The sequence below is a fragment of the Solwaraspora sp. WMMD1047 genome (assembly GCF_029626155.1).
GTDB lineage: Bacteria > Actinomycetota > Actinomycetes > Mycobacteriales > Micromonosporaceae > WMMD1047.
Genome location: NZ_JARUBL010000001.1, coordinates 7,092,587 through 7,114,172, shown reverse-complemented (window position 1 = coordinate 7,114,172; position 21,586 = coordinate 7,092,587). Strand labels below are relative to the sequence as shown.

21 protein-coding genes and 1 pseudogene are annotated in these 21,586 nt (G+C 66.9%); 7 read left to right on the top strand and 15 right to left on the bottom strand.

Annotation, left to right across the window (positions count from 1 at the left end; all coding sequences use genetic code 11):
* Nucleotides 1–210: 210 nt before the first annotated feature.
* A complete protein-coding gene (locus O7627_RS32540; RefSeq protein WP_278097259.1) occupies nucleotides 211–519 on the bottom strand; it encodes a hypothetical protein in 309 nt (102 codons plus the stop codon).
* Between the two features lie 886 nt (nucleotides 520–1,405).
* On the opposite strand from O7627_RS32540, the pseudogene O7627_RS32535 reads away from it, so the two are divergent.
* Together O7627_RS32535 and O7627_RS32530 are read left to right on the top strand one after the other, a co-directional pair.
* Nucleotides 1,406–1,705, top strand: a pseudogene (locus O7627_RS32535) (transposase); the annotation flags it as partial.
* Between the two features lie 17 nt (nucleotides 1,706–1,722).
* On the top strand, nucleotides 1,723–2,622 hold the full coding sequence (locus O7627_RS32530; RefSeq protein ID WP_278097258.1) for an IS3 family transposase: 900 nt from the start codon (nucleotides 1,723–1,725) through the stop codon (nucleotides 2,620–2,622).
* 88 nt (nucleotides 2,623–2,710) lie between these two features.
* Here the strand turns inward: O7627_RS32530 and O7627_RS32525 are convergent, their stop codons facing one another.
* From O7627_RS32525 to O7627_RS32505, 5 genes are all read right to left on the bottom strand, one after another.
* Nucleotides 2,711–3,331 (bottom strand): hypothetical protein, encoded by a 621-nt coding sequence (locus tag O7627_RS32525; protein WP_278097257.1) that lies wholly within the window; start codon nucleotides 3,329–3,331, stop codon nucleotides 2,711–2,713.
* Nucleotides 3,328–4,584, bottom strand: coding sequence for a hypothetical protein (locus O7627_RS32520; protein ID WP_278097256.1), 1,257 nt, complete (start codon nucleotides 4,582–4,584; stop codon nucleotides 3,328–3,330). Before O7627_RS32520 ends, O7627_RS32525 begins: the two co-directional genes overlap by 4 nt.
* A complete protein-coding gene (locus O7627_RS32515; RefSeq protein ID WP_278097255.1) occupies nucleotides 4,581–5,336 on the bottom strand; it encodes an ATP-binding cassette domain-containing protein in 756 nt (251 codons plus the stop codon). Before O7627_RS32515 ends, O7627_RS32520 begins: the two co-directional genes overlap by 4 nt.
* Before the next feature lie 24 nt (nucleotides 5,337–5,360).
* Nucleotides 5,361–5,744, bottom strand: a complete 384-nt coding sequence (locus O7627_RS32510; protein ID WP_278097254.1) for a hypothetical protein — start codon at nucleotides 5,742–5,744, stop codon at nucleotides 5,361–5,363.
* A gap of 686 nt (nucleotides 5,745–6,430) precedes the next feature.
* Nucleotides 6,431–6,631: a hypothetical protein gene (locus O7627_RS32505; RefSeq protein WP_278097253.1), complete on the bottom strand. Its 201-nt coding sequence runs from the start codon at nucleotides 6,629–6,631 to the stop codon at nucleotides 6,431–6,433.
* A 936-nt stretch (nucleotides 6,632–7,567) separates the two neighbouring features.
* Between O7627_RS32505 and O7627_RS32500 the strand changes: the two genes are divergently transcribed.
* Nucleotides 7,568–7,741 (top strand): hypothetical protein, encoded by a 174-nt coding sequence (locus O7627_RS32500; protein ID WP_278097252.1) that lies wholly within the window; start codon nucleotides 7,568–7,570, stop codon nucleotides 7,739–7,741.
* Between the two features lie 396 nt (nucleotides 7,742–8,137).
* On the opposite strand, the gene O7627_RS32495 is transcribed toward O7627_RS32500, so the two are convergent.
* Entirely contained in the window at nucleotides 8,138–10,072 is a 1,935-nt protein-coding gene (locus tag O7627_RS32495) for an AAA family ATPase (RefSeq protein WP_278097251.1), read from the bottom strand.
* Between the two features lie 307 nt (nucleotides 10,073–10,379).
* Between O7627_RS32495 and O7627_RS32490 the strand changes: the two genes are divergently transcribed.
* Nucleotides 10,380–10,976: a hypothetical protein gene (locus O7627_RS32490; protein ID WP_278097250.1), complete on the top strand. Its 597-nt coding sequence runs from the start codon at nucleotides 10,380–10,382 to the stop codon at nucleotides 10,974–10,976.
* Between the two features lie 984 nt (nucleotides 10,977–11,960).
* Nucleotides 11,961–12,977, top strand: coding sequence for a hypothetical protein (locus tag O7627_RS32485; RefSeq protein WP_278097249.1), 1,017 nt, complete (start codon nucleotides 11,961–11,963; stop codon nucleotides 12,975–12,977).
* Between the two features lie 208 nt (nucleotides 12,978–13,185).
* Here the strand turns inward: O7627_RS32485 and O7627_RS32480 are convergent, their stop codons facing one another.
* Entirely contained in the window at nucleotides 13,186–14,064 is an 879-nt protein-coding gene (locus O7627_RS32480) for a replication-relaxation family protein (RefSeq protein ID WP_278097248.1), read from the bottom strand.
* Nucleotides 14,065–14,312: 248 nt separating this feature from the next.
* The gene (locus O7627_RS32475; protein ID WP_278097247.1) at nucleotides 14,313–15,161 is read right to left on the bottom strand and encodes a replication-relaxation family protein; all 849 of its coding nucleotides are present in this window, start codon (nucleotides 15,159–15,161) and stop codon (nucleotides 14,313–14,315) included.
* A 540-nt stretch (nucleotides 15,162–15,701) separates the two neighbouring features.
* Here O7627_RS32475 and O7627_RS32470 point away from each other — a divergent pair.
* Nucleotides 15,702–16,253: a hypothetical protein gene (locus O7627_RS32470; RefSeq protein ID WP_278097246.1), complete on the top strand. Its 552-nt coding sequence runs from the start codon at nucleotides 15,702–15,704 to the stop codon at nucleotides 16,251–16,253.
* Between the two features lie 193 nt (nucleotides 16,254–16,446).
* On the top strand, nucleotides 16,447–16,881 hold the full coding sequence (locus O7627_RS32465) for an NUDIX domain-containing protein (protein WP_278098522.1): 435 nt from the start codon (nucleotides 16,447–16,449) through the stop codon (nucleotides 16,879–16,881).
* Here the strand turns inward: O7627_RS32465 and O7627_RS32460 are convergent.
* The 6 genes from O7627_RS32460 to O7627_RS32435 all read right to left on the bottom strand — a co-directional run bounded on the left by O7627_RS32460 (nucleotide 16,868) and on the right by O7627_RS32435 (nucleotide 21,286).
* Entirely contained in the window at nucleotides 16,868–17,941 is a 1,074-nt protein-coding gene (locus tag O7627_RS32460; RefSeq protein ID WP_278097245.1) for an NAD-dependent epimerase/dehydratase family protein, read from the bottom strand. The two genes, O7627_RS32465 and O7627_RS32460, sit on opposite strands and share 14 nt — an antisense overlap.
* Nucleotides 17,938–18,576, bottom strand: a complete 639-nt coding sequence (locus O7627_RS32455; protein WP_278097244.1) for a hypothetical protein — start codon at nucleotides 18,574–18,576, stop codon at nucleotides 17,938–17,940. Before O7627_RS32455 ends, O7627_RS32460 begins: the two co-directional genes overlap by 4 nt.
* 104 nt (nucleotides 18,577–18,680) lie before the next feature.
* Nucleotides 18,681–19,682, bottom strand: a complete 1,002-nt coding sequence (locus O7627_RS32450) for a radical SAM protein (protein WP_278097243.1) — start codon at nucleotides 19,680–19,682, stop codon at nucleotides 18,681–18,683.
* Between the two features lie 275 nt (nucleotides 19,683–19,957).
* On the bottom strand, nucleotides 19,958–20,506 hold the full coding sequence (locus tag O7627_RS32445) for a helix-turn-helix transcriptional regulator (RefSeq protein WP_278097242.1): 549 nt from the start codon (nucleotides 20,504–20,506) through the stop codon (nucleotides 19,958–19,960).
* A gap of 60 nt (nucleotides 20,507–20,566) precedes the next feature.
* Entirely contained in the window at nucleotides 20,567–20,884 is a 318-nt protein-coding gene (locus tag O7627_RS32440; protein WP_278097241.1) for a hypothetical protein, read from the bottom strand.
* Between the two features lie 75 nt (nucleotides 20,885–20,959).
* On the bottom strand, nucleotides 20,960–21,286 hold the full coding sequence (locus O7627_RS32435; RefSeq protein WP_278098521.1) for a hypothetical protein: 327 nt from the start codon (nucleotides 21,284–21,286) through the stop codon (nucleotides 20,960–20,962).
* Nucleotides 21,287–21,586 lie beyond the last annotated feature (300 nt).

Genomic DNA, 21,586 nt, shown 5'->3' with positions numbered 1-21,586 from the left:
CGCTCTGGCCGGGAACGGCCCTACCACAGAGCCGCGTGGGCTACCGACTGTTCCGTCCCTTGGCGCTTGCCGCCAAACGGCATGTCGGGCGGAGGTGGGATGTCTCGCCCGTCGCCGGCCCCGACAGGCAGCGACACGCGGACCGCTCCGCAGCGGTTGGACCGCACGCAGAGCGGTCGAAGGGAACAGCCGGGCGCCCACCTGAACGGGCTACTGCTCCAAGGGCCGATTCTTCGGCTGGTCCCTGATGGTGGCCGCTGCAGTCCGAAGATCCTTCGCGCACCGGTCCATCCAGTGCGCCAACTCGTCTGGATCGCGGTAGGTATACCGGTGCGGGCGCCGACGCGCCGACTCAGCCAAACTTTCCATGTAGCGGGCCAGGAACTCGACAGTGTCGTGGGTGAAGATCGCTGGCTCTTCGAAGGTCGTGTGGTGGTCGACCAAGTCCGGGAACTCGCTCGCCTTGGCAGTCGCCCCGGCAATCGTCGCCATGTGGTACCCGGCGCCAATGATGGTCATCACGGATAGGGGCGACATTACGGTCATCGCAGCGGTCAGGCGAGCAGCCGCCGCTACATGTCGAGGTTCGATCTCCTCGTAGGGGCCAAAATCCCTCTGGAGTCGGATGACATGCTTGCAACCTTAGATCCGTCTTCACTTCGTGGGAGAGAGGGTGCGCGCCGCCGGCACCACCACCGACGCCATGCGCCACGCCCCCACCGTCACCGACCGGTCCCACCTGTGCATGGGCTCTGCGTGACGGCCGCTCCGTACGCGTCGACCGCCTCGTCGACGACGCCCGCTTCACCCTCCACGCCAACACCACCACCACCGGCTACCGCCACCCTGACAGTCCGGCGCACACAACGAGCGGGTAACTGCCGCACCAGCCCCTGCCCCCCAGCCCTTGGCGGGCCCTCGACCGGCCCTGATGCACTCCAAGGCCGCATCAGGCGGGGCCGGTGGCCGAGGGAGCCACACAGCCACCGACCCCACATTCGAGGTTAACGATCGATAAGGTGAAACGCTCTTCTGTCTTATAACGGACATATTGATAGCGGGACCGGACGTCCGCCAACCGGCAAGACAAGCCACCAACAGTCTGGGCTACGCGAGTAGGCCCGGCGGACTGCTGGATGCTCGCCCTGGACGACGTCGCCCGCCGGCTACGTCGGCCCGTCGGGGTCGACGGTTCGACGTAGCGGGGCCGGCTTGCCCTCCACCGACCCACCAGCGTCGTGGCAGCCACACCCCACCAGACCTTTCCCGGCCTCACCCGGGAGGTGAGGCGTTGCCGTCGCTTTCCGGGAGGGGTTGCCCGCGCTGCCGGCGAAGCTGTCCGGGTTGGGCCTGACCCGGTTTGACGGACATCCCAGATCAGAGGGGCTGTGTGCTCCTCGGGAGGATGTTCATCATGGAAGGCATGGGCAAGAAACCACGCCGGCCGCGCAGGGCGTTCACGCCGGAGTTCAAGGCGGAGATCGTCGAGGTATGCCGGCGGGGTGACCGGACGATCGTGCAGGTCGCGAGGGACTTCGACCTGACCGAGACCGCGGTACGCGAGTGGGTCAGGCAGGCCGACCTCGACGCCGGCACCCGGTCGGACGGGTTGACCAGCGAGGAACGCGACGAGTTGGCGCGGCTGCGGCGGGAGAACCGCCGGCTACGCGAGGATGTTGACATCCTCAAACGGGCCACGGCTTTCTTCGTGCGGGAGACCCGGTGAACGTGTACCCGTTCATCGAGGCGGAGAAGGCGCGGCCCGGCGGGAACGTGAAGCGTTCCTGCGAGCTGCTGGAGGTCTCCCGGTCCGCCTACTACCAGCACCGCACCGGTGGCCCGTCGCGGCGGGAACGCGACGACGCCGACCTGACTGCCCGTATCACAGACATCCACGCCGGCTCGGCCGGCACCTACGGCGCACCCCGCGTCCGGGCCGAACTCGCCGCCCAGGGTCGGCGGCACTCCCGCAAGCGGGTCGCCCGGCTGATGCGGGGCGTCGGGCTGTGCGGCCGCACGCCGAAGCGGTGGCGGACCACGACCGTGCCCGACCCGGGTGCGGCGTTGTCGGCGGACCTGATCGGTCGGGACTTCGACGTCGCCGCCGGCCAGGTCGACACCCGCTGGTGCGGCGACATCACCTACATCCACACCTGGGAGGGCTGGCTGTACCTCGCCACCGTGATCGACATCGCGTCGCGGCGGGTGGTCGGCTGGGCCACCGCCGACCACCTCCGTACCGACCTGCCTGCCCAAGCCCTGACAAACGCGCTCACCAGCCGGCGTCCGACCGGTCCGGTGATCTTTCACAGCGACCGTGGATGTCAATACACCAGCACCCAGTACGCCCGACTCGCCAGCCAGCATCAGGTGCTGCTGTCGGTCGGCGCCCGGGGTCAATGCTGGGACAACGCCGTCGCGGAATCGTTCTTCGCCACGATCAAAACCGAACTACTCGACCGGCGGGCGTGGCCGACCCGCGCTGCCGCGCGTGCGGCGATCTTCGACTGGACCGAGGGCTGGTACAACACCCGCCGCCGCCATTCCACCCTGGACTACCTCAGCCCGGCCGAATACGAAGCCGCCGCCTACTCCAGCAGGCCCGTCAGCAAGGTAGCGTGAGATCAACTTACCGACCCTGTCCGTGAAACCGGGTCAAGCCCAGGGTTGCGGTCGTCGGATTCCCGTGGAGGCTAGTCATTCTGAGGAATTACTCGGGTTGGGTGCGGGCTGTTCGCGCCGCGAGTGCGCGTCGGCGGTTGTGGCTGGTGAAGGTGGCTAGGCCGGTGAGGAGGATTGTGGTGCTGATGGTCCAGGAGGTGGGGTTGTTGTCGGGGCGGGCGGGCCAGTCCAGTAGGGGCAGGTTGGTGCGGGTGCCGGCGGTGACGAGGCCGGTGGTGAGCAGGGTGGTGGGGATGGTCCAGCCCATGGTGGGGTGGAAGACGGCGATGCCGATCAGGGAGTAGCCGAGGAGTCCGAGGTAGTTGCGGACGGCGCCTTGCGTGGTGATGGTGCCGGTGAGTGGTTGGGCAGCCCAGGCGACCAGTGTGGCGCCGATGAGGGCGGCAGTGGTGAGGTGGAGCAGGTCGTAGCGGTCGGTGCGGTGGACGGCGAGGTGTTCCTGTAGCGGCAGGGTCGACCAGGCCGCGACGGCGGTGAGGTAGGCGGTGATCGCGGGCAGGAGCGCGGCCCACGGCAGCGGGACCGGTTGGGTGGCGCCGATGAGCAGGTGCTGGCCGCCGAATTCTCGGGAGGCGACGGCGACGGCGACGGCTGCTAGCAGGAGCGGCGCTGTCCGGCGGGATTTCAGGAGCAGGCGTGGGCCGGTCATGTGAACGTGTGGGAAGTCAGGGAACAGGTGCGGATGGCGTTGGCGTGGGTGGTCAGCCATTGCTGTTGTCCGGTCAGCGGGAGGTTGAGGAACTGGTGTCTCGCCTGTTGTTGGATGGGGTCGCGGGGGGTGAACAGTGTCTCGTCGCCGACGGTCCAGGCGACGAGCAGTTGGGCCATGGCGTGGGCGTCGGTGTCGCGTCTGCGAGCGCAGGAGTCGACGCCGAGGGCGGCGATGGCGATGTCGAGCCCGGCGCGGTGGTAGTGGTCGGCGGTGGGTGTGTCGAGTGCGTAGGCGACGGCGCCGGGGGTGGGTTGGCCGCCGACGCCTCGGGGTCGCTGCTCGACCCGGGTGATGGCGAAAGGCGTGGAGGTCAGCCGCCGCTCGATGGCCTGTGCCTGTTCACTGATCGCGGGGAGGCTGGTGGCGAAGGCGGGGTGGATGCACACCTGGGGTGAATTACCCGTGCAGGACCAGGTGATGTGACGGTTCAGGTCGACGTAGCGGCCGTTCTCGTTGACGATCAAGGCGGCGCCGGCGGCGGTCAGGGTGACTGACAGCGCGACCGCAGGGAACATCAGCCAAGCAGACGAGCGGACCTTGACAGTGATCAGCGTGAGGGCCGACAGTGCCGAGCCGGTGAACCACAGCACCTGCCCTCGCATTGTCGGGGTGTGCGGTGCGTTGAACGGTGCGATCAACTCGACGGTAGTCGGGAACATCGCGTAGTCGGCGCCGCTGTTGCCGAGGTTCCAGGTTGTGGCCAGGTAAGTGAGCAGCGCGACGGCGAACGGGGTGAATCGGCCCGGCACCAGCACCCCCACGCCGTAGGCGACAGCGACCATGGCCGCGAACCCGGCCCCGGCTGAGGCCAGCCACCACCAGAACGGGCCGCCCCACGTCGCGGCAGCCGCCGTGGGTAGCAGCGTCACCACAGCGACCAGGATGTACGCCACGGCGGCGCAGGCCACCAGCACACCGGCCTCGATCAGTGGCGCCTGTACCGGATCGCGCCCGGCCAGCAGCCAGGCATGGCGTACTCCGCGACGCTGGGAGCGGCCCCCGGCCCACGCGGCGACGCCCACCGCCAGCGGGGCCATCAACATCGGGGCGCTCGTCACCGCGCCCGTGGCATACGACCAGACGGTGTCCGTGCTCAACTGCGCGCGGGCCATGAACACACCGACCACCGTCAGCACGGGCAGGGTCCACAGGCCCGGCCCTCGGCGCAGCTCGATACCGATCAGGGTCACGAGGGCACCCCCGGGCGCCGCAACGCGGTCAGGTAGCCGCGTTCCAGATCGCTGTCCCCGTCCACCCCCGGCCCGGCCAGACCTTCCAGCCCGGCGACCGTCCCGGTGAACGCCACCGCGCCCTCACGGAGCACGACGATGGTGTCCGCGACATGCCGCACATCGTCCACCACATGCGTGCTGACCAGCACCGAGGACTCACCGGCGATCGTTCGCAGGACGCGGCGCAGTTCGATGCGCTGCGCGGGGTCGAGCCCTGCGGCCGGCTCGTCGAGGATGAGCAGCGCCGGTTCATGCACGATCGCCTGCGCGATCCCGGCCCGGCGCAGCAGCCCACCCGACAGGCTGCCCATCCGGGATCCGGCCCGCCCGGACAGGCTCATCAAGCCGAGCGCCCGATCCACCTTCGCGCCGATGGTCCGCCCGGGTACCCCCTTGAGCCAGGCGGCGTAGGTGACGAACTCCCGGACGGTGTAACCGGGATAGTGCGACACAACCTGCGGCAGGAAACCGACCCGCGCCGCGACGGCCCGAAGACCGCCGCGACGCAGCACATCACAACCGAGAACGTGAAGACTTCCCGCCACCGGACGCTTGAGACCCACGATGGTGTGCAACAGTGTCGTCTTTCCCGCACCATTCGGCCCCAGCAGAACCGTCACCCCTGGCGGAACGACAATATCGAGATCGCGAAACACATTCCGCTTCCCGTACCGCTGGGCCAGTCCGCGCCCAAGCGCCGCCTCTTCCATGGCAGGCCCCCCGATCACATCAGGTCAGCAGGTGTTCACCATGAGATTGCTGGTGTCCACGTAGGTTGGATGGGACGTGAAAAACGAACGACCGTAGTAGTTGGCGCTCCGGCCGCCGTCACAACTGCTGGTCTCAGCATAGTAGAACTTGCCCGTCCAATAGTCATCGTAGCTGGACACCACGGGGTCGGGCAGGACCGCCACGTCCCTCTTGATCTCGATGCGGAAGGTGCGAGTCGCGCTCGAAGAACATTCTGCGTCGTTCCACGCGGTCATGTAGCCGCCACTCTGGCTGATCGTGGTATTGCCCTGGGAACAACCCGACGGATTCGCCCACGCGGGACTAGAAACAGCGACAACGGAAACCACGCAGACGGCCGCCATCGCGACCGCCGCCAATCGTCTCATGCGATACTCCGATCTTCACGACGGATGACACATGCGCATGGCCTCGATGATGACTAGTCGAAACAACACAAGCACGGCCAGTATTCGTCGTCAATGTGTGCCACGGTGCCAACCGTCATATCGCACAACTCCGAAGTCGCCTCTATCCGCAGATAGATGCCGAAATCAACTAATACTTCCAACTCTGTTCAACACGGACATCTCCGCCTGGCGCCGAACCGTCAGCAGATCCACCCCTCGCCCCCGTTCGGAAAGCCCAGCCTTAGCGGCCGGTGAGCCAAGAGACGCAACCGGCCCTCCGGGGAGCACTACCGCCTCCGGATGCTCTGCGACAAGGGCGACCGTCCACCGCCATCACAGCGCAGCGGCGCTACCAACACCACAAGCGAGACAGCCACCTACTGCCCGCGAAACACCAAGGCCCTCCGCCCCTGCTGCCACCCACGGCCCGTTCCGCGTTAAAGTCTCGCGTCGCGCCGTCCGATCCGCAGCGCGCCAGGCGGCGATACCGCCCGCGCCGGCCCCGTTGGTGCTGCCGGGAAGCCAGTGGCAACACCGACCTCGCGGAGAGGACAGCCGGACCCGGTCAACAGCGCTGCCGCGGGGGCAGATTCCATTCGTGCGAGGTCACCTCCTGCTTCCGCTTCCGCCTGCTCGACGGAAGCGGAAGCGGGAAGGCGGAGCGCTCACCTTCTGTCGCGGTACCGACGCCGGCCAAGCAGCGCGGCCACGGTGGCGCGCTGATCGGCCGTGAGCGGTGGCCACCGGTCCACGTTCGCGGTGACGTGTGCCATCAATGACTCGTCGCGCAGGATGGCCCGCAGCGCCGCCAACTCGGGGTCGTCGGTGTCGCGGGGTGCGGCCATCGCGGCGAGCCGTTGCCGCATGAGCGCCTGTACTTCTGGTTGCTCGCCGGCTCGTCCGTCGCGGCCGGACGTGGCTGGTTGGTCTGGTCGGGGTGGGATCCGGGCTGTCGTGCGGGCGGTAACGGGGTGGGTGGCCAGCTGTAACACCCCCCGCGCGTTGGGCTGGCCGGTCGTGGACTCGTGGAGATGGTCGGGTGTGGGGTCGCGGTCCGGTGCATCAGCGCCCGGAACCGGCGACCGGTCGCCTCGTGGGCGACGGCGCGGGTCAGGTGTCGTCCGGCTTGTGGCCATCATCCTCCGCTGTGAATGCCGCTCGTCGGGTCCGCTGTGTTCTGTTCATGGGGTTCGCCTTCCGTGGGTTGAGAATGACGCGCGGGCGTTACCACCCGCGTTGCCCGTAGCCGCCGGTAACGGCCGTTTCCGGCGCCCGGTGGAACGGGACGAGAGAGACCGGCACGGGCCGGGAAATAGGGGTGAGGAAGTTGGCATGTTCGTGCCGTCTCATTCGCGTCGAAGCGGTTTCCCCACCGGGGCGTTACCGGCGCCCGGTGGGGTGCAACGGCGCTACGGGTAGCGGCTGGTAACGCCGGGAGCAGGGGTTACCGGCCCCGCAGCGGCGAGGCGGACGGCACCGACACCCGGGCCGCGCCGCGTGTCGTCGCAGCCCGGGTGCTGCACGCCGGCCGTGCCGTGCGGTACCGTTCCGTACGGGCTGGTCCGTGCCCGTAGCACGGTTACGGTGACAGTTCCCGTAAAGGCCAGACCGGAGCCAGCAAGTTGTAGCACCGGTTACCGGATCTGCGTACGCGCCTTCGGTCGCGGAGCAAGATATGGCAATTGGCGGCCAAACTTGCGGAGCAAGATATGGCCAATGCTTATCAATCTCGACCGGGCGCGGTCGATTTTTTTGGTGGTGCCGAGTCGCCGTGAGGGTCGTCGGCTGTCTTGGCGAGCAGCATGCTGTCCGACGAGACGGGCACGCGGCTGGTCGTGGCCGGCGAGGTGGACACCTGCACCGCCGACGAGTTCCGTGTGGGCCTCCGCGAGGCCTTGGACCACCACTCGGCGACGCTGACCGCCGAACTCGCCGGGGTCAGCTTCCTGGATTCTGAGGCATCAGCACGCTCCTAGACACCTACCACCGCAGCAGCGACAACGCCGTCCGGACTGAGGTGATCAACTGCCAGCCCGCCGGCACGGCGGGTCCTCGACGTCACCGGCGTACCCGCCCTGCTCGGCGGCGACGATGAGGGCAAGACCCCTCCGCGTGAGCGGTGAGCAGCCGCCTGCGCCGCCGGGCATTACCCTAGGCGCAATGCAGCGGTGGGACCGAGATCGGCGACGAGGCGGTCCAAAACCGGGAGCATCACGCACCGTGGCGGACATCAAAGCTGTTGCAGGCCGGCACGGGCAGTCGGCAGGCGTTCGGGGCGCACCGCTTCATCGGCGCTGGTTTGGGACCCGAAGAGAATGGCGACGCGCAAGGCATATACCGCAGACGAGGCAGGAACTCGTCCGGTCGCGATATTAGCGGTCGACGTCGTCGATGGCGAGCTGTCGGATAGCAGGACTGCCGTGCGGATTAGTCAACCCCCGAATGAACCCTTCATCACGTGTGAATTGGTGCACTGTGATGCGTTTGCGAATGTCGGCATGAAGATCGTTATCAACTATTATCACCTGGAAGGGCCGGCGTAACCCTACCTGCCGCCAACTAGACCGTTCGCCCATGTAATCGAGGAATCGTTCATATACGCGGTGGGCGAGTGCCTTATCGTCTTTGTTGGCTCCAAAATTCTTCTGAGGTGAATCGATCATCAACAGGGCGGGCAGTCTTGCAAGCCCGTTCTCCAAGGTGTAAGTGAGTAGTGAAAGGCTGTATGCGATGCTGACCGCTGCGCGGGCCCCTCCTCCTCTTCGTGTGAAGGCTTGCTCGTCAACGAGCGGAAGCAAGCTTTCTGGGTCCAGTCGGGCTTGTCCTGTTGCGTTGGGCAGCTCGATTCCTTTGACGATACTCTCGAAGATTCCGTTTATGGCGGACAAGACATCTTCTAAGCGCTCAAGGTCAGCGCTCCCGACATTTCTCCTGCGTCGCTCCTCCTGTTCCTTCTGTTTCCCACTTATCTGATCGTATTGCTCTCTTAGACGTCTGTGCGCATCCTGGACGCGCGTCAAGGCGGCCACGCTGGCTCTGATTCTAGACAGTTCCCCCGCAGCGGCGGCGATGCTGTCAACATGCGGCGCCACGATCTCGCCGGCCTGAAGGTTGAGGCTATCCAGCAGGACCTCTAGTTCGCGGCGAGCGGCATCGGCCTCTAGCCGAGCGCGGCGTTCCTCCTCATATAGCTTGTCGAACTCGGCTTCAAGTCGCTGGTAGGCAAGCGTCAGCCGTTCACGTTCCATTTGATGGTCCGCTCCCGGGAGCCGCTGGATACAAAGATGGCAATGGCCGGGAGAGGTAATCCGGTCGGTTATGTCAGCCTCGCATGCAGGGCACTCGCGGAAGGCTATACGGAGTGTTGATCGACAGTCAGGGGAACGATGCTCAAGTTCTGCGAGCTCTTCGAGGGAGTTCTTGACGGGCTCCATCCGGTCCTCGACCGCTCTCCGTTTCCGAATAGCCCCGTCGAGAGCATGCTCTGCATCGCTCACGCGTCTACGCGCGCTGAAGACGCGTTCCCGTGTGGGATCAGCATCAGGACTATCGGATCGAGCCTTCGCCCTCAGCTTCAGTAAGTTACTGGCGGAAACCATCTCTGCTTCGCGGAGCCGTTCTATTTCGCGGTCAACTGCATCCGGATGGGTTGCCGCAGAACCGGCGAGGAAGTCGCCAATTGTCTTCAGCCTTCGCTTTTCCCTTGCTAGCTCATTGTCAACGTCGCGCATCGTTCCCGCTAGCCGCTCGGCTTTCGCCGAAGTGAGATTGAATAGGAGCTTGAGGGTCGTCAAGCGTGTCGCGTCCTCCCGTCGCGCCATTATTACGTGCCGATCAATGTCTTCCTGCGTTAGATAACAATAAGGAAAGAGCGCATCCGCGAAGCCCAGTCGCCTCTCGCCGGGCAGACGGACAGAGGCCATTAAGTCAGCGATTCCCAATTGCTGGAAGAGCCAATCCGAAATGGTTTGCACACCTTCGCGCATACGGGTTGGGAACCGACCCTCCGAAGTTCCCGAGGCGTCAAGGATCTCTATATACGAGCGGGTCCGGCGAGAACGCCGCAACGTATAGACGCCGGATGCAACGCGAACAACTATTTCGACCGCGCGTAGCTCGCGGTCAACGGCCCCGCGAAATTCGTCGATGTCCCGACCCAGAGCGAAGGCAATGCAGTCAAGGAGTGAGCTCTTCCCGGTATCTACGGGCCCTACTACAGCAACGACCGGCTGATCCAGATCATACGGATCTTGCCAGCCCTGTGCGGTCTTGACCCGTAGCCGACAGATCTGCAGCGCAGTGGCCACGTGCAGCTTCCTCCGCATTCGCTATTTGATCTCGGTATGGTTGCCGGCGATCTCAACGCCGAACCTGACGTGCCTACTCTAGCGAACGTGACAAGGTGGGGATTGGCTCTTATATGCCCCTGCAGGGGGCTACATGAGCGTTATGTCCTAATTGGCAAGGGATGAGTCTCGCGCTACATGTGCGGCAGGGGGTCACGCGGCCCCGCGAACTCTCGGGATGTAGAGTCCGTTCTCACTTGTCCAAGATTGGCGAAGGGGGGAAGCAGTGGCTCATCTCAGCACGGGCGCTGACGGAACCTCCGGCGAGGTGGAGGAGGTGGTGCGGAAGCTGCATGACGTGGCTACCGCGATAGACGCGGCTCGCGCGCTTGGCCTCGACGTTCGGGTTCCCGAGCGGCTGTACGAGGCGTGCATGGAGATCGTCACTCGGCGGGAGGTGTCGCTCGGCGAACGCGAGCCGGACGAGGCATTTGCCAGGGATGGCGAAGCGATCATGGCCGGAGGTGCCGCCGTCAGCTCATCGAGCGGAGGAGGCAGCGGCGCGACGACTTCCGTTGGGGCGGTGCGTGCACGGGATGTGCCGCTGCGGCGACTCGTGTGGCAGGTGATAGATCCAGGTGAAAGGTTCACCGTGTCAGATGTTGCGAATCGTCTTTCGGCGCTCGGTGTGGAGTGGCCAACTCACAAGGTCAGCAACGCGCTCGGATACTGGGTCAGCCGCGGGCGGCTGGCCCGACAGCGCAAGGGTCTCTATCACTACCCGGTGAAGGCTGGGGCGGATGTTCAATCGGACCACGGGACCGGGCGTCCGAGTCCGCCCGTACGAATCCAAGATCGCGCCGATGCGGCGCGAGGAGAGGAACGGACCATTGGCCCGCAACACAGGGCAACGAAAGCGAGCTAGGCCAAGGAAGGCGAGAGCCAACGAGCAGAGGGGCCCCAAGTCACCGGCTCTCACCCCGGCCGGGGCCCCTCGCTCCGATCACTTACCGAAAGCGAAGACGAGATCCGACAACTGCCGAGACCGGTTGGTCGCCATGAGCTCGGCAGTCAAGATCGCGCTTCGGCTGGTCCAAGTATGGCACGTCCTGCCTGCGGAGATCCGCTCGGCAGTCCTGGACATGCTTGGGAGTTCCTAGTATGTGAGTTGGGTGTCAGTGACTGCGGCAACCCACATCCCGCAGATCAGTCGGTTCTCCGCTGGTTTTGCCTAGCTGGGCCACACCGTACGCGGGGGTGCCTCCGGCACCCCCGCGCACGTCCTGCCGGCAGCCGGCCCGCCAGGTGTCCCAGGCGGGACACCTGCGCAAGATGTCCCGGCTCATTGCCGCCACCGGGTGCGGTGTCGGGACTAGGACACCATCGCTGCCCTGCACCTGATCTACACCCTCGCTGCTCGCCGAGACACTGGCCGACCTGCGCGAGGCGCAATGCCGGCTACACCAAGCGCGGACCGCCGAGCACGCGGCACGACAGCTCTACACAAACACGCCGTCGACCGTGGTGGCGGGACCGCTGCCGGAAGGCGCCCGGCCGCCGAGGCCAGATCCGACGTCGGCGGACCGGCCGGGCCGGCAACGGCAACGAGGGCTGACCCTGGTGCCCGTTTGCTTGACGGCCACGTACCCACGCGCTGGCCGCTGCTCCCGACAGATGCCGGCAACCTTGACACTAACCCGCCGGGCGAGGCCCGAAACCCTATCGTGGGCGTCCCTTCCAGTGAGATCATGGTCGTTCGCATAAGAGATTGAGGTGAGATGTCTTCCGAGTCCTCGGGTGTGGACGAAGCCGTGAACAAGTCATCCGGTGGGCACCCGGCGTCCGTCCAGCCTCGACGGAAGCGGCGGCGGACCCCACGAGAGGGGACGTAGCCCGCTTCGCAGAGACCGTGCATCGTCAGGTCCCCTCGCTCATCGACGGCTCGAATGGCAACGTCGCTACCTGGATGATGCTCGGCACGGTCTCGATGGCGCTGGAGCGCATGCGGGCGGCCGGCTGGATCGACCATCGCCTGGAAGTTGCAGCCAAGACGCCCGGGCTGGCCGCAGCGACTCAGGCTGCGCGGGCTGCCGGTATCTACCCCTTGCAGAACTGGGCATCGATCGCGCGCGTCACGAACTGGACCCGTGCTGCGGAGAGCCTTCGACGACAGGTACAGAGCAACCTCCCCAGGTTCCCACTTGGCATTCCGGACGTTGGCGGGTGGGTTGACAGGCTGCGAACGGACGGCACCTACCCGCCGAACTGGCCGGAACGCATGTTCCTCGCCGACGTCGCCAGCTTGGCCGCGGTGGAGGGCATCCCGCTGTGCTGGGTACCGTCCGCCAATGTGATCAAGGCACTTCTCGCAGTCGAGCCGCACCATCGGCGGGAGGTGCTCCTGCGGCAGAGGGGCGAAGTACTTCAGGACTGCTTGCGGACCTTGGCGGAGGTGTTAGCGCCGGAACTGGACGAGTTCCGCCGGGCGGCCGGCGACCTGCTGGCCGCGATGTGGGCCGGTCACGACAGGCCAGGACAGGCGTACGCGATGAACATCGTGGACGCCACCCTGCGGGGAACCCTATTCAGCACGGTGCCGAAGAATGGCTTCTACCGGCCCATGATTGAGGTAGTGAAGGCGTCGCGGGACTGCACGCTACAGGATCTTCGACACTCAGCCACCTTATGGCCGCTACTGCGAATGTTTGACCAATTTCACCCAGATCGTGGTGACAGGGTTCCCGCGCTCGCGAACCGACACGCCACTGCCCACACGGTGAGCCGGATTCAGTACAAGCCGGTCAACGCCCTGATCGCCACGATGGTTGCGGTGTCGCTCCTACGAGAGGCACAACACACGCTAGACGTCCCAGAGCCGCAACAGCGGCACGGAGCCGCCGAAGCCGAGGAGTTGATCCGCTCCTAACAGCGGGCCGGCCCCTCAGGACTGTGTCTGTCTCGGCCCGACGAAGCCCTGACCAGGCGACAGGGTACCTCGGTGGGCTGTCAGCGCAAGGGGTTGTCCGGTGGCGACATCTTCCGTGTACCCGACAGCCGACCCGCGCTGACCCAACAGCCGGACCGTCCCCTCACCCACCAGGCGATCCGCCCGCCCCCGGTTCGGTTCGGCCGGATCAGCAGGCCATTTCCCTGACTGCGTCGTCATCGTCGGCGAGGCTGACCAGACGTTGTCGGGCTCCGGCGTGTCGGTGGAGCCACCAGATGTCGTCGGCGGGGCTGGCGGCCTGTTGTGTGGCGGTGTCGCGGGTTGCGGTGGCGACCGGGTACACCACGCCGGCCTCGGTGAGCCGGGTGTGGAGGTGGCGTTCCCGCAGGGCTGAGTGGAGCCAGAACAGTACGGGCCAGATCCGGCCGGTGACTCCAGCCATGTGTAGGTAGCCGTCGACTTTGTCGACCAGGACTGGTAGCGGTTCGGTGCCGGTGTCGATCTCGGCGAAGAAGGACAGGCTGAGACCGTGTTCGGTCCAGATGCCGTGGCCGTCCGGGCGGACCCGGGTGGTGTAGGCGAAGACCTGGATCGGGTCGCCGGGCTGCGCGAGGGCGCCCTGCCCCTGGAACCGGGAGGCGGGCCACCACCGGTCCAGACTGGCCTCGGGGTGGGTGCGGGCGTGGCCGGCGAGGTCGGTGAAGAACTGGTTGACGGCGAGGAGGTGGGGCAGGTTCGCCCGGTTGGTCAGGTGCCAGCGTCGTTTGCGGGCCTGGTCTTTGCGGGGTAGGTCCTCGCCGCGGTGCGCGGCGACGACTTCGACGCCGAGTTGGGCGAGGACGTAGTGGTAGGGGTAGGTGCCGCCCTCGGCGCGGAACGGGCGGAACCGGGCCAGGAGACCGGCGTGGCAGAGCTTGCGTAGCCGGCGTTGGGTGAAGTCCAGCGACCCGAACAGGGCGTGGTTGATCTGGACGGTGGTGAGCACGCCGTGGTCGGCCAGCCAGCCGAGCAGGACGTGGTCGCGGTCGGTGAGGCGGGCCTGTACCCGCATGAATTGTTCGTCCATGACGGTGACTCCTTCCTACGTGTGTAGCGGTTGCTTCCCCCGGGGAGACCCCAGGACGGAGGGTCTGTCGCGATATGACGGCCGTTGCTGACAGGCGGGTCCACCAGCGCTGTCAGATGCTGACAGGGGTCGGTTTGGGGGTCAGGATCAAGACCGACACCCCCACTGACACCCGCACGGACAGCCCAACGGCCACCGGGACCGGATCTGTCAGCCCGACGTCGGTGGACCCCACTCAGGCGGGTGGGTTATCGGCCGACCTCGGCCAGTCGTAGCGGGGTGTCGTTGCCGGTCACGGTCCAGATCGCCTCGGCCGCGCTGGACGCCTCGCTGAACCGGTCGAAGGTCGTGGACGCCACGGTGACGGGCACCGGCGCGGCGGCCAGGTCCCGGTGCAGCTCGGCCGCCCGACCGGCGGTGGGACACAGCACCAGCACCGCTGTCAGCGGCACCCCGCGTGGGGCGTGTCGGTAGCCGTGCAGGGCCTCGGCCGCCGGCGGCACTATGGCCTCGGACAGGCGGGGACCGTGGTCGTGGTCGACGTGCAGGACGAACCGCACGGAGAGCCCGTCCTCGATCCACACCCCGTACGCGCTCGGGGCCACGTCGGGCACGCCGTGTTCCCGTAGCCACAGGGCGGCTTCCAACGCCCGCCGCCACCGCAACACCTCACCCCGGCCCCGCTGACGCGCTTCGGCGACGAGGCCGACGAAGAACGCGTTAACCGTGAACAGGTCCGCACCCGGGCGGCCCAGCGCCACCGGCACCGCCCGACCCGCCTGCTGCAGCCGCTGCGTCAGGACCTCCACGCCGGCCGCGCTCAGCTCGTAGTGCGCCAGGTGCGTCGGGTCGTCGTCGTACACGAACCTGCACACCACACCCGCCCTGACCAACGCGCCGAGGTGGCGGGCGGCGGCCGGGCGACTGCCGAACATCAACGTCGCGACCTGCCCGGTATGCAGCACTCCATGCTCGGCCAGTAGGGACAGCAACGCCCAGTGCCGCCGCCCCAGCCCATGCAACCGCACATCGTCGGGCCGACGCGGTGGTGGATTGAACGGGCTCTCGTCCGGCCCGACCGCGTATAGTCTCGCCACGCCCATCACCTCCCCGATGGCACCCGTACGTCGAGTTTCACCGCCGGCTGAGCGTGGCAACCACTCCCGAGACGAAGTACTCCCTTCTAATACTGATCAGAAAGCGCTTTCCAGGGGTCCGCTGTTCACCGAATCGACCGAACGGCCGATCTGCAAAAGCGGCCTAAAAGACAAAAAGGGCCGGCACTCGGCTGGTGCATATAGCGGTTGGCATCAATGGAGGTCGATGGACAGATAGACCGTCGCGTCTTGCTATCTCGCCGTCGGCGAGACGGCCGCTGTGACGGCAGTTCGTCTGGGGTGAGGGGTCGGCGCGGGCGTAGGCTGCGCCGGGTGACGAGGGCGAGGCGATCATGGGGTTCGGACAGGCGGGCGGTGGATGTCGCCTACCGGGCGGCGTTTGACCGGTTGTTCGTGCGGGGTCGTGACGCGGTCCTGACTGGTGCGCACTATCGGGACACGGCGCCGGTTGAGGGTGGCCGGTGGGGGATGTCGGTGGTGTTTGTTCCCGACGCTGGCAGTGTGCGGAGGCTGGCTGCGGTGACCGCCGAGGTGATGGCAGTGGCCGGCCCGTGGCATTGGCCGACCGGCGCTCCGGAGGCGGTGCATTTCACGGTCCGCGCCATTCAGGTTCATCGTCGCCATGTTCCTGTCGGTGACGCGCTGGCAGGTCGCTGCGTGGCCGCGATGGGCCGGGCGGCGGCGGCGTGCCGGCCGGTGCGGTTCAGGTTGAGCGGGCTGACGCTGACGCCGTCGGGGGTGATGGTGTGCGCGTTTCCCCTTGACGGTGCTGCTGACGAGTTCGCTGATCGGCTCGGCGAGCAGTTGGGGCCAGACGGCTGGTTCGAGGACAGCTATCACAGGGACATCTGGTACGCCACGCTGGTGCACTTCACGGGCGAGGTCCGCGACCGGCAAGGGCTGGTGGACTGGGTGACCAGCCGGCGGACTCTGGACCTGGGCGAGACCACCATCGACACGGCGGATCTGCTGCGGTTCCGACACAACGGCCGGCAGCCGGTAAGAGTGGGGCTCGGACACGCCCAACTGCGAAGGGCATCGGCCGTGACGCCCGTGTCAGATCGCCGGTAACAACCTCCATCGCGCCGTCGTCGGCGTTGACCACGAGGTGGCCTGCTCGGGGATGAGGCGGTTGGCGAAGGACGTGCTGGCGTTGACCCGCTCGGTGTGGCCGGATGTTGGCTGCCTTGGATGTCCGGCCTGATGGCGGCTTGTGGTCGGGGTTGTTGCGTCCGGGGCTAGGCTGCGCTGCGTGGCTGTGCGAGTGGATGCGCGAATCGCGGGTGTGATCTTGGTCGATCGGGGAGGTCGGTTGTTGTTGCAGCTTCGTGACGGCAACACCCGCGTGGACCCGCACCGTTGGTGTCTGCCCGGTGGCAACGTTGATCCGGGTGAGGACGCGTTGGCTGCCGCTCACCGGGAGTTGCTGGAGGAGACCGGCCTGAAGGTCGAGGAACTGCGGCTGTTCTGGCAGGGCGTCGCTCCGTCGGCGAAGTTCCCTGGCGCGGTCGGCGAGTTCTCGATCTTCTACGCGCCGACCGACGCCACGGATGGGGATGTGGTGTGCGGGGAGGGGGCCGCGATGCGGTTCATCGACGGCGCTGACGTGCGCGCCCTGGAGTTCGGGCGGGCCTATGGCCAGATCGTCCCGCGTTTTCTGGACTCCCCGCAGTACCGGGAGTTGGTCAGCGCCGGTTGACCCACGTCCCCTGGTTGACCTCGTACATTCCGGTCAGGATTGCCGGTATGTCGTAGGTGTACTGCCAAGTCGGGTAGTGGTTGGCGAACCTCGCCGTGCTGCCGACCCACCAGATGTGGTCACCGATGCGGTTGCCCTCGTGATACTCGGTGATCATCTGCTGTCCGGTGATCTTTTCGGCGAGGGTGGTTGCCTCCATCAGGCTGATGTGTGAGTGCCTGCTGCCGCCCATGTTGTAGATCTCGCCTTGGCGTGGGGCGCGGAGGAACGCCTCGAACGCGGCTACGAGGTCGTGGGAGTGGATCGCATCGCGGACCTGTTTGCCTTTGTATCCGAAGATCCGGTAGGTGCGTTGTTCCATGGCGCAGCGCATGAGGTAGGCCAGGAAGCCGTGTAGCTCGGCTGCTGCGTGTGCGGGGCCGGTCAGGGTGCCGCACCGGAACGTGGCGGTGTTGAGGCCGAAGTAGCGGCCGTATTCCTGTACGGCGATGTCTGCTGCGACCTTGCCGACGCCGAAGATCGAGTGCAGGCATGAGTCGATGGGCATCGCCTCGGTGATCCCGTCGGCGTATTCGTGGCCAGGTTCGATCTCCCACCGGGTGTCCAGCTCGGTGAGGGGGAGCTGGTTGGGGCGGTCGCCGTAGACCTTGTTGGTGGAGGTGAAGATGAACGCCGCGTCGGGGCAGTGGTTGCGGGTGTGTTCGAGCATGTTGAGGGTGCCGACGGCGTTGACGTCGAAGTCGGTCAGCGGCTCGCGTACTGCCCAGTCATGGCTTGGCTGCCCGGCCGCGTGCACCACGACGGCGACGTACTTGCCGTAGCGGGCGAACACCTTCGCCAGCGTGTCGCGGTCGCGGATGTCGTGCTCCAGGTGGGTGTACCGGTCTCCGAGTTCGTTGATCAGCTTGATGGCGTTGGGGAGGGTGGTGCCGTCCTTGCCGAAGAAGTACTGGCGCATGTCGTTGTCGATGCCCACGATGTCCAGGCCGAGGGTGGCGAAGTGCCGGGCGGTCTCCGAGCCGATGAGTCCGGCCGAGCCGGTCACGATGGCGACGCTCACGCGGTGATGCTCCGTTCTTCAAGAGTGGTCCACGCCCGGATCTGCTGCCGGGCGTGGTCGAGGTCTGCCGGGGTGTTGATGTTGTGTCCGGCGGGGAATCCGATCGGTGCGACGAGCGCACCGCGCGGGATGCTCCAGGTGATGTAGTCGGCGATGCTGGTCGATCGGGTCGCGAAGGCTGGCGCGTCGGTGAGCATGTGTCGTGTCCAGTGCCATGCCCCCAGCGGCACCAGGCCGGACGGCTGGGCGTTCCAGCTCACTGCGGTGACCAGCCCGTTGGCGTTGACCACGACAGCGGGTCCGTTCGGATTGGCGCTGGCGGGTGCGACACCCATAGACAGGTCGGCGTGCGGGCCGAGCTGGTCGGCGAGGATGAGGAAGTTGCGCAGTGCGCCGGGATGGGTGATGGTGTCTGCCTCGATCACGCTGAACCGTTCGCCGTAGCGGGCGCAGTCCACGACGTCGGGCAGGTAGCCGGTCGGGGGGCCGATGCTGATCTCTACCGGCTGGAGGTGCCCGGCCGCGAGCACGGCGGCCTCCGCGTCGGGTTCACGCAGGTGCAGGTACAGCCGCGCGGGCCGGACCGCGCGTAGCTCCTGCAAGATCCAGCCGAGGATCGGGCGGTCTCCCACCATTTCGACGGTCTTGTGTTTGCCTCGCGCGACCGCTTGTAGGCGGGTACCGAGACCGCGGGCGAGGATGATGACCGGGTGGTCGACCGTCGTGACCGGAAGCGCCATCAGGGCCTGCCGGGTTCGGTCAGGAACACCGAGCCACCCGGTGTCAGGCCAGCTTGGGTGACGACGTCCATGACGTACTCGTAGCTGGACACTTTTCGGTCCTTGCCGTAGATCAGGTACCTGTCGCGGAAGTCCGCCGGGGTGGCGTTGAAGACGATGAGGTTCGCCCCGGCGTCGAACCCGCGACGCTGCCCGCCTTCGACATTGGCGCGCATGGCGCTGACCGAGGGGATCGTCCACGCCGGCTGAGCGAGCCGCATCGCGGCGATCACGTTCAGGGTCAGCTCGACGTCGCCGGCAGGAGCATCGGCCAAAGGGGTGTCTGGTGCGGGGACGAACGGTGCCGCTGACATCATGTGGACGCCCATGTCGCGGCACAGCACGATGTCGCGCGCGATGCTGTCGAGGCTTTGACCGGGCAGGCCGATGATCATTCCCGAGCCGACGCGGTAGCCGAGGTTCAGCAGGTCCGCGATGCACTCCAGCCGCCGGTCGAGTGCCTCGTGGCGCGTGCGCAGGTACAGGGCCGCGTCCGAGGTCTCGTGCTTGATGATGTAACTCGTCGCACCCTGCTCGCGCAGCCAGGCGTACTCGGCGCGGGTCTTGTTGCCCAGGTTCAGCAGCAGCTCCACCCTGCCGCCGTACAGTTCGGCGATCGTGGGCAGCGCCGCTCCGACCGACCTGGTCGTCTGCGGCACCTCGCCGCCCTGAAGGCAGATCACATCGACCCCGAGGGCGTGCACGCCGATCGCGGTCTCGACCATCTCAGCCGGCGTCTGGTGGAACACGTCGTTGACCCTGGTGTTGGAGCGCCGCATCGGGCAGAAGTCGCAGTCGACCCGGCACAGGTTCGTCACCTCGACGACCGCGCGCACGACCACCCGGTCGCCGTACACGTCAGCGCGGGCAGCACGGGCCTGAATGAACAGTTCTTCTCGCTCAGAGCCTCGCAGCGTGAGCATGGTGCGGATGTCACCTTCGTCGAGCACGGGGATCTCCACTTCATCGAGCGCGTGGCACGGAAAGGGAGGTGCAACGGCCCGTCCACACCTGCGTAGACAGGACGGGGAAACAACGCCCGGTGCGGCGCTGCTGGACTCCAGCCCAGATGAGCACCGGTCGGGCCGGCGCGGTGTCGTCACCGCCCGCTAGGGATCGTTAGCGCCGGTCACGTCTGACTCCTCCCTGTTCAACCGGCGTTCTGAACACGGCCCTCTCCCATAGGCCGACCGATGGTGCCCGGATGTCAGGACTCGGTACGCGCCCGTTCCCGCCCCTACGGCGACACGGTGGAACCACCCGCGACGCGGTGCGCCCTGCCGTTCTCCGCGCCGGACGCCTTGTCCGAGACGGCGGCGAGGATCAGACCGAATCGGGTTCTCGTGTCGGCGTCGGCGAGGGTGAGCGCCTGGTCCAACACCGCCTGTGTGGCCAGCCGCAGCGGTTTCGGGTTGCGGTTTTCCCAGCCGGATACGGTGCTGGTACTGACACCGAGGTGCTGGGCGAACGCGCGCAGGCTCATCCGTAGCGCCTCTCGCAGTGCCCGTGACTCCCGTCCGGTCCACTGGCTGACGGTTACCGCGCACCCGCACCCGCGCGACGCGACCGGCGCCGGCTCACCTGGCCCCGCCGGGCGTGCGGCGTCGCGTCCGGCCAGGGCGCCCGCGACCGTCGACGCTTCGGGCACGTCCGCCTCGGCGCGCGGCCGGGCCGGGCCGCGGGTCGCGGTGTCGCCGATGCCGGCGACGTGCCGGCCGGACGGGTCGACGGGGCCGAGGTGCGGGTCGGTCGCCGGGCTACCGGTGTCGGTGTCGGTGTCGGTCATGATGCCCGTTCTCCTTTCGTGGAACAGCCTGTTGTCGTGCCGGGGTCGATGCCGGCGGCATCACCTCCGCCCCGAGGTCGCGTGGGCGAGGATCTCGGTCAGCGTCTGGTGGACGGCGTGGCCCTGGTCGACGGTGAGGTGGAAGACCTGCCGGTCCTCGAAGTCGCTGCGGGCGATGCGGATGAACGTTCTCGGGTGGGGATCATCGACGTACTCCACGAGTTGCATCTCCACCTCGACCGCCTGCCGGCCGCCCGGCGGATCGCACTCGTACCAGCGGCTGGCGTGGGTGGCAGGTGAGGCGTCGGGATGGAAGTCGGTGAAGTCCGCCGTGCATTCGTGCGGGTCGCACCAGGGCTGATGCGGGCTACTCGCCACTGCTGTCCTCCATGTGCCGTTCGCTTCCAGAGGCGCCCGCAGTCGCGGGACGCCTTCCCGCGCGTCCATTCACCGTCACCTGCCGACGAGGCGCGCGGGCGCATTCCGCAGCGACGCGCCCGCGTCCTCGAACCGGCGGACATACGGTGTCCGAACCGGCGAGGCCGACGCCCTCGCGAACCGTCGAAGTCCGGCGGGCCGGACGAAAATCTCCCGGCGGTCCACCGCGTCGCCGTTGCGGTCGAGCTGGTAGCCCTCCAGCCAGGCCCAGCCGTGGTAGGTGGGACGGTCATCGACACGGATCACCCGGAACACGAACGCTGATGTCCCGCTGAACTGCACACTCGCCGACCGCCCCACGTACACCACATCACCGGCGGCCACCCCGATGCCGTTCGTCACCGCCGACACCACAGACACCTCAACCGGTCCTGGTGAACAGGCCCGCCGCACCAACTCGGCGGGCGCCGATCAACTCCGGCCGGGTCGCTCCTGGCACCCGGCGAGGCAACCGCACCGCGCACGCGAACACCCTGGCCGCCCGTTCGTGATGGACACACGGCGCGGGCACCTGACAGGCCAGGCATAACCCGTCCGCGCTGGACACCGTGTGCCGCTGCAACATCTGCTGCGCGCGGTCGACCTGACCGCCACCGTGATACGTCGCCACGCCCTTTTCCTCCCTCACCACAAAATGGCCGT

Coding starts and splice junctions, on each gene's coding strand:
- O7627_RS32540 (WP_278097259.1), bottom strand. CDS start 519: ATGACCATCATTGGCGCCGGGTACCACATGGCGACGATTGCCGGGGCG.
- O7627_RS32525 (WP_278097257.1), bottom strand. CDS start 3,331: ATGACCGGCCCACGCCTGCTCCTGAAATCCCGCCGGACAGCGCCGCTC.
- O7627_RS32515 (WP_278097255.1), bottom strand. CDS start 5,336: ATGGAAGAGGCGGCGCTTGGGCGCGGACTGGCCCAGCGGTACGGGAAG.
- O7627_RS32510 (WP_278097254.1), bottom strand. CDS start 5,744: ATGAGACGATTGGCGGCGGTCGCGATGGCGGCCGTCTGCGTGGTTTCC.
- O7627_RS32505 (WP_278097253.1), bottom strand. CDS start 6,631: ATGCGGCAACGGCTCGCCGCGATGGCCGCACCCCGCGACACCGACGAC.
- O7627_RS32500 (WP_278097252.1), top strand. CDS start 7,568: ATGCTGTCCGACGAGACGGGCACGCGGCTGGTCGTGGCCGGCGAGGTG.
- O7627_RS32480 (WP_278097248.1), bottom strand. CDS start 14,064: ATGGACGAACAATTCATGCGGGTACAGGCCCGCCTCACCGACCGCGAC.
- O7627_RS32455 (WP_278097244.1), bottom strand. CDS start 18,576: ATGGTGGGAGACCGCCCGATCCTCGGCTGGATCTTGCAGGAGCTACGC.
- O7627_RS32445 (WP_278097242.1), bottom strand. CDS start 20,506: ATGACCGACACCGACACCGACACCGGTAGCCCGGCGACCGACCCGCAC.